The organism is Deinococcus sp., assembly GCF_025362455.1.
Taxonomy (GTDB): domain Bacteria; phylum Deinococcota; class Deinococci; order Deinococcales; family Deinococcaceae; genus Deinococcus.
Map to the genome: position 1 here is coordinate 1 of NZ_JANYGJ010000076.1, position 7063 is coordinate 7063.

Genomic DNA, 7063 nt, shown 5'->3' on the forward strand with positions numbered 1-7063 from the left:
CCACACTGCTTCAGTCCCGCCTCAGCCCTGCGCCGCGTCCCCGACCACTTGGCCGTCCCGAACGGTAATCAGCCGCTTCGCCCGCGCCCCCACCGCGAGGTCGTGCGTCACCACGATCAAGCTGGTGCCGCCGCCGTGCAGGCCCGACAGCAACTCCATGATCCGCTCGCCCGCTTCCTGATTGAGGTTGCCGGTCGGCTCGTCGGCCAGCAGCAGGGTCGGGTTGGTGACCAGGGCGCGGGCGATGGCGACGCGCTGCTGTTCGCCGCCAGACATCTGGGCCGGAAGGTGGCGCTCGCGGGCCGACAGGCCCATCTGCTCCAGCCGAAGCCGGGCACGCTCACGGCGCTCTTTTTTATTCACCCCGGCGTAGGTCAGCGGCAATTCAACGTTGTCCAGCGCGGTCAGTTCGGGAAACAGGTTGTACGCCTGGAACACGAAGCCGAAGTGCCGGTTGCGAATGCGGGCCTGTTCCTTGTCGCCGAGAGCGGTGATGTCGTGCCCTTCGAGTTCGTAGGTGCCCTCGGTGGGCTGGTCGAGCGCCCCCAGAATTTGCAGCAACGTGGATTTACCGCTGCCGGAAGTCCCCATGATGGCGACGTATTCGCCGCGCATGACGGTCAGGCTCACATTGTCGAGGGCGGTGACAATCGTGTCGCCCAGGGCGTAGCGCTTGGAAACGCCCGTGAGCTGCACCATCGGCGCGGCGCCAGGACTGGTTGAGGCGTCTGGCACGGGTTGTGGGGTGGATGCGGGCGCTGGTGTGGCGGTCATGGCTGGCCTCCGGAGTTGGATGCGGCGCCGATCTCTCCACTCTTGGGCGCCTGGATGGTGGGCTGGTCCTTGAACGATTCGTAACTGCTGGTGATGACCCGCTCACCAACCTGTAGGCCGCTGCGAACCTCGACCTGGGTGTCATTCTGGGCACCGAAACTGACTTCCCGGCGCTCGGCTTTTTCCGCGTTCAGCACGTAGGCCAGCGCCTCGCCGCCGGTACTCAGGAAGGCGGCGCGGGGCAGGGTCAGCACGCCTTTGTGGTTCGCCACCCGCACTTCCACGCTGGCGCTGCTGCCCAGCCGCAATCCCGCTGGCAACTGCTTGAAGGCCGCCTCCGCCTGCACGGTGGGGCCGGTCTGGGTGTTGCCTGACCCTGAGCCCGCGCTGGCCTGGGTCGCCACCCGCACGATCTCGCCGGGATAAGTCTGCTCGCCGACGGTAATCTTGGCCGCCTGGCCGACTTTGACCCGCCCGGCCAGCGCCTCACCGAGTTGCAGCACCACACTGACCTGCTTCAGGCTGGCGACGTTCAGCGCCACACTCCCCGCCGTGACCCGCTGCCCTGGCTTGAGGGCCAGGTCGCTGACTCGCCCGGCGATGGGTGAGCGCAGGTTCAGCCGCGCCAGGGCAGCTTCGGCGCGTTTCAGATCGTCCCGGACGGCCTGCAATTTCAGCACCCCGGCATTCTTCGCGTCCTGCACGGCGCCCTGGGCCTCGCGGCGCTTGCCTTCCGCCGTCTGGATGGCCCGCTCGGCGTCTCCGGCCTTCACCTGGGCGGTATTCAGATCGAGTTGCGAGACGCCGCCGATGGCGTAGAGGTTCTGAGCGCTGCTGAGGGCCAGCCGGGCGGCGGGCAGCGCGGCGGCGGCGGCCTGCTGCGCCCGCCCGGCCTCGCTCAGCGCACTCTGAGCGGTGCGGACGGCCCCGGCCTGGGTGTCCTGGGCGACCAGCAGGGCGTCACGGGCCTTGACGCGGGCGGCTTCGAGGTCGGGGCTGGCCAGGCGGGCAAGCAGTTGCCCGGCCTGCACGTCCTGTCCGGCCTGCACCAGCACGCTCTGTACCGTGCCCTCAGTCAGCGGCGAAACCGGGCGCACGTCGCCGCTGCTCAGCGTCCCCACCGTGATTTCCGTCTCGATCAGGTCGGCCTTCTGGACGGTGGCGGCCTGGTACGAGCGCAGCGTGTAGACATTCGTGCGGGGCCGCAGCAGCAGCAGGGCGCCGCCCGCCAGCACGAGCACGGCCAGCAGACTGTAGATGAGTAACGGCCACTGGCTGCGCGGCTTGTCGGCCTTGAGTCTGGGCGTGCCCGGCGCGCTGGACGCCCGGCGCTTGGGTCCGCGCACCTGCACGATGGGTTCGGGTGTGGGCCTGGGGTCGGTCATGAAGGCAGTCCTTTGAACGTTGAAGTCACAATCGGGTTCACAGTGCCCTCAGCGCCTCGGTGGGCCGGATGCGGGTGCTGGAAAGCGCTGGAACCAGGCCGAACAGCAGATTCAGACTCAAGAATAAGCCCATCACCGACCATCCCAGTCCGGGCGTGACAGCTAACGTGGCGCCGCCCAGCAGGGTGCTGAAGGTGCCGTTGAGGACAGGTGCGAGCAGCCACGCCAGCCCTACGCCGATCAGGCTACCCGTCAGGGTGGTCAGGCTGGATTCGAGCAGCAGCCCGGTCACGATCTGCCCCCGCGTGGCCCCGATGGCGCGGCGCATGCCGATGTCACGGGTGCGCTCGTTCACGCTGACTAGCAAGGCCGAGAGCACACCCAGCGAGCTGACGATGAGCGTGAGGGCGGCGATGGTGTAGTAGGAGCGCAGCAGGGGGAGGTTGACGGTGCCCGACTGCCCGTACTGGTCATCCACCGAACCGAAATAGAATCCCGGCTTACCGTCATCCAGGAGCGGCTTGAGCGTGGTGTTGTGCCGGTAGAGTTGCTGGGCGGCCACCAGGAGCTGCGCCTTGGCCTCGCTCAGCCGTCCGGGGCGGGCCAGGACGATCAACTTGGACGCTTCGGGGAAGGACGTGCGGGGCGTGAACACCGGGCGGGCCACGCCTTCGCGGCCCGTGGTGGCGGCCTCGGACACGCCCACGATGCGGAAGGGTTCCGGCACCCGCCCAGCGGCATCCGAGGCGAGTTTGAAGCGCCGACCAACCACATCTTCCTGACCAAACAACAACAGAGCCAGGTCAGCGCTGATGACCGCCACATGGGCCTGAGCCTGCGCGTCCTTGGCCGAAAAATACGTACCGTGCAGCAGCCTCAGGCCGGTCAGGGCCGCGTATTCAGGACCGGTCTGCTGGAAACCGGCCAGGCGGTAGCGGGCGGAGCCCACCTCGGCATATTCATAACTTTCGCCGCCCACCTGTTCGAGCTGCTGCACATCAGGAGCGAGCTTCATGAGCCTGGGCAGATCGGATGGCATGAACAGCCAGACGAACAGCCGCCCTGAAGTGCCGATCTGACCGGCCCCGAAGAGCGTCAGGTCCTGCGAGAAGGTGGCCGAGCGCCCCTGTGCGAACGCCAGCGCCAACGCCAGCGTGACCACCGCCGCCCCGACCAGCGCCTGAAGCAGTGCGATCACCGAGCGCACAGGGTGGGCACGCAGGGTCGTCCAGACCGAACTAAGCACGCAGCGCCTCCGCTGGGCGTACCCGTGACGCCTGAATGGCCGGGACCAGCCCGAACAGCACGCTCAGCAGCAGCGAGCCGAGCATCACGCCGCCCAGCACCAACGGCTCCAGAGTCAGCCAGCCCGCATAGGGTCCGCTGACGCCCCGACCCATCCACCAGACCAGCCCGGCAGCGGCCAGGCCGCCCAGGGCGCTTCCGACGCCGCCGAGCAGCACCACTTCTCCGAGATACTGCCCCCGCAGGCGTGCCCGGCTGGCCCCCAGCGCGGCGGCCATGCCCAGTTGCCGGGTGCGTGAGGAGACCCGGCCCAGCATCAGCGCCAGGATGCTCAGACTGGCGATCAGCAGGCCGCCCACGCCCAGCAGAGCCAGCGACAGGGCGCTCAGCCGGGCAGCGCGGCCCACAGCGGCCCGCTGCACCAGGTTGCTGGACACGCTGACCCGCTCACTCCAGCGTGCCCGCGCTGCCCGGCCCAGTTGCTCGGCAGCCTGCGCGTCGCGGCCCGGCAGGGGCAGGAACCGGAGGGTGGAGAGCGGCGGCTGGAGAATGTTCATGCCGCTTTGCTGAATACCGGTGGAGCCGTAGGGCACCAGGCCGAGTGCGCCAAATTGAGTCTGATCCGCCGAGCGAAACAGGTTCTGGTCGCCTTCCGGCACCCGTAAGACGCCGACGACCTTGAAGTTTTGCAGCTCCTGGCCCACCGCCGACTGGCCCGGAAACAGGGTGCGGGCAGCGTACTCAGTGAGCACCACCACCGGGCGCTGGGCTTTGTAGTCGGCGGCGCCGGGCAGGCTGCCGACCATCAGTTCCACTTTCAGGGCATTGAAATAGTCGCTGGTGACCATGCTCACGTCCAGTCCTCTGCTCCGGTCTCCAATATTCACGCTTTCCGCCAGGTAGGCGACTTGAACGTCCGGCGCCTGGACTCCCAGCTTGGCGAGATCGGCCTCATCCATCACCACTGCGCCGTCCCCTGGCAGCCCGACGCGAACGGCAACCGGCGCACCCGGCTGGTCCAGGCCGATGTCGGTGTCGTTGATCTGTACGCGCAGTTCGTGACCACTTATCCCTGAGCCGCCGAGGTCTCGCGTCAGGCCCGGCCAGGCTGCTGACAGCACCAGACCGCTGAGCGCCGCCCCGAAGCCGATGGTCAGCACCAGCAGCGAACTTTCCAGGGGCCGGGAACGCACCGTCTTTAGAGACTGGGTCATACGCTCATCCTTGCACCCGCAGCGCCTCGGTGGGGCGCATCCGCGTGCTGGCAACGGCAGGCAGGAGGCCGAACAGCAGACTTAGGCCCACGAACAGGCCGATGACCGTCACCGCCAGGGTGGGCGTGATCTCCAGCGTGACACCGTTCAGGAGCGTGGCGAACAGTCCGGCCAGCGTCGGCGAGAGCAGCAGCGCCAGCCCGGTACCGACCAGGCTGCCGAGCAGGGTGGTCAGGCCGGTTTCGAGCAGCAGACTCACCCCGATCTGCCCCCGCGTGGCCCCGATGGCGCGGCGCAGTCCGAGTTCGCGGGTCCGCTCGTTGACGCTGACCAGCAGCGCCGAGAGCACGCCTAGCGAACTGACGATCAGGGTTAGGGCGGCGATGGTGTAGTAGGCGCGGAGCATGGTGGAGTTGGTGTTGCTGGGCATCCCCATTGGATTGGTCACGGAGGAGTAGAAAAAGCCGCTCTTGCCGCCCGTGGTAAAACTTTTGAGCTGGGAGTCGTTCTTGTATGACCGCCGGGCAGCCGCCAGAAGCTGTTCCTTGGCCTGGGCCAGCCGTCCGGGGCGAGCCACCATCAGGACGCTGCTGGCCTTGTTCCCCACCGTCTGCGCCACAGGCCGGATCAGCGGGCTGGCAATGCCCTGCTGGTTGGGCCGGGCCGCCTCGGTGACGCCCACCACCCGGTAAGGCAGCGGCTTGCCACTGTCCGGACCACCGCCGCCCCCGATGATGCTGAGCGTTTCGCCCACGGCGTCCTCGCGGCCAAACAGGGCCAGCGCCGTATTGGCGGCGATCACCACCACTTTGCGGCCCTTCTCCACGTCCTGAGCATTGAAATAGCTGCCGTGCAGCACCTTCAGGCCGGTGATGGCGGCGTAGTCCGGGCCGGTGGCCTTGCTGTCGGAGAGCTTGTAGCGGTTTTGCCCCACGGCCAGATTGTCGATGAAGTCGTAGCCGAGCAGGTCGAGCTTGAGCACGTCCGGAGCGAGCTTCTGGAATTTGGGCAGGTCGGCAGGCACGAACAGGCTAAACGAGGTCGAGCCCGTTTTGGTGCTGAATCCGGCGGTCAGCAAGGTCAGGTCCGAGGAGGTGTTGGCCGCCCGGTTCTGGGTAAAGGCCAGCGCCAGCGCCAGCGTGACCACCAGGGCGCCGACCAGCGCCTGAAGCAGCGCAATGACGGTGCGGGTCGGGCGGGCACGCAGCGACTTCCAGACCGAGCTAAGCACGCAGGGCCTCCGAGGGACGCACTTTCGACGCCTGGATGGCCGGAACAAGCCCGAACAGCACGCACAGCACCACCGAGGCCAGCACCGTGACGATCAATGCCACCGGCTGAATGTCCAGCGTGTAGCCGTACATGCCGCTGGAGCTGCGCGTCAGCCAGAACACCAGACCCAGGGCCGTCAGTCCGCCCAGCACGCTGCCCAGCACGCCCAGCACCAGCACTTCGAGCAGGTACTGGCTGCGGAGCCTGCCCCGGCTGGCACCCAACGCTGCGGCCATTCCGAGCTGACGCTGGCGAGAGAGCATGCGGGCGAGCATCAGCGCCAGCACGCTCAGGCTGGCGACGAACAGACCGCCGACACCCAGCAGGGCCAGCGTCAGGGCGGCGCGCCGAAACTGCTTGCTGTATTCGGCACCCTGCTGGGCGTTGCTGCTGACGCTCACCCGCTCGCCCCAGCGCTTTTGCGCCGCGAAACTGAGCTGACTGAGCGCCTCGGCGGTCTGCCCCAGCTGCGCCACAAAATGCAGCGCCGAGAGCGGATTCGGCGAGGTGATGATGTCGCCCTCCTTGACCTTGGCGCCGTAGGGAATCAGGCCCAGGGGCGCGTACTGCGGCTGCTCCGGCGAGCGAAACTGGAACTTGTCGGCCTCCGGCACCTTCATGATCCCGATGACCCGGAAGCCCGCGACGCTCTGTCCCAGCGCCGATTTTTTGGGAAACAGAAACTTGGCGCCGTACTCGGTCAGGATGACCACCGGGCGCTGCTCCCGGTAATCGGCGGCGCCGAACAGGGCGCCTTTGACCAGCGTGGCCCCCAGCGCCCCGAAATACTCGCTGCTCACCGCCCGGACCGCCCGGCCCTTGTCCCAGTCGCCCATATTGGATTCCTCGGTAACGTAGGCCGCCTTGACCGCCGGAGCCGACGCCTTGAACTTGCCCAGATCGGTCTCGCTTACGATGATCGGCTTGTCACCGACCCGCCCCACACGGGCGACGGGCGGCGCGTTCGGCGTGTTGTAGAACTGACCATAATCCTGATCGCGAAGCTGCACCGTGAGTTCGCGGCCATCCAGGCCCGGCGCCGTGCTGGAGGTGCTCCCCAGCCCCGGCCAGGCCGCCGTCAGCACCAGGCCGCTCAGCGCCACCCCGAACATGATGGTCAAGATGAGCAGCACGCTCTCCAGGGGCCGACTCCGCAGCGAACGGTAAGCTTGA

General features: G+C 67.6%; 6 protein-coding genes. All 6 read right to left on the reverse strand.

The window, feature by feature from the left end; translation table 11 throughout:
* Positions 1 to 21: 21 nt before the first annotated feature.
* Positions 22 to 774: an ABC transporter ATP-binding protein gene (locus Q0R23_RS05470; RefSeq protein WP_293911212.1), complete on the reverse strand. Its 753-nt coding sequence runs from the start codon at positions 772 to 774 to the stop codon at positions 22 to 24.
* Positions 771 to 2159: an efflux RND transporter periplasmic adaptor subunit gene (locus tag Q0R23_RS05475; protein WP_293911215.1), complete on the reverse strand. Its 1389-nt coding sequence runs from the start codon at positions 2157 to 2159 to the stop codon at positions 771 to 773. The genes Q0R23_RS05470 and Q0R23_RS05475 overlap by 4 nt, the downstream gene beginning before the upstream one ends.
* A gap of 37 nt (positions 2160 to 2196) precedes the next feature.
* On the reverse strand, positions 2197 to 3405 hold the full coding sequence (locus Q0R23_RS05480) for an FtsX-like permease family protein (RefSeq protein ID WP_293911217.1): 1209 nt from the start codon (positions 3403 to 3405) through the stop codon (positions 2197 to 2199).
* A complete protein-coding gene (locus tag Q0R23_RS05485) occupies positions 3398 to 4618 on the reverse strand; it encodes an FtsX-like permease family protein (RefSeq protein ID WP_293911219.1) in 1221 nt (406 codons plus the stop codon). The genes Q0R23_RS05480 and Q0R23_RS05485 overlap by 8 nt, the downstream gene beginning before the upstream one ends.
* Before the next feature lie 4 nt (positions 4619 to 4622).
* Positions 4623 to 5849, reverse strand: coding sequence for an FtsX-like permease family protein (locus Q0R23_RS05490; RefSeq protein WP_293911221.1), 1227 nt, complete (start codon positions 5847 to 5849; stop codon positions 4623 to 4625).
* Positions 5842 to 7063: ABC transporter permease (locus Q0R23_RS05495; RefSeq protein WP_293911223.1), on the reverse strand; the 1222-nt coding region annotated here is incomplete at its 5' end. The genes Q0R23_RS05495 and Q0R23_RS05490, both read right to left, overlap by 8 nt.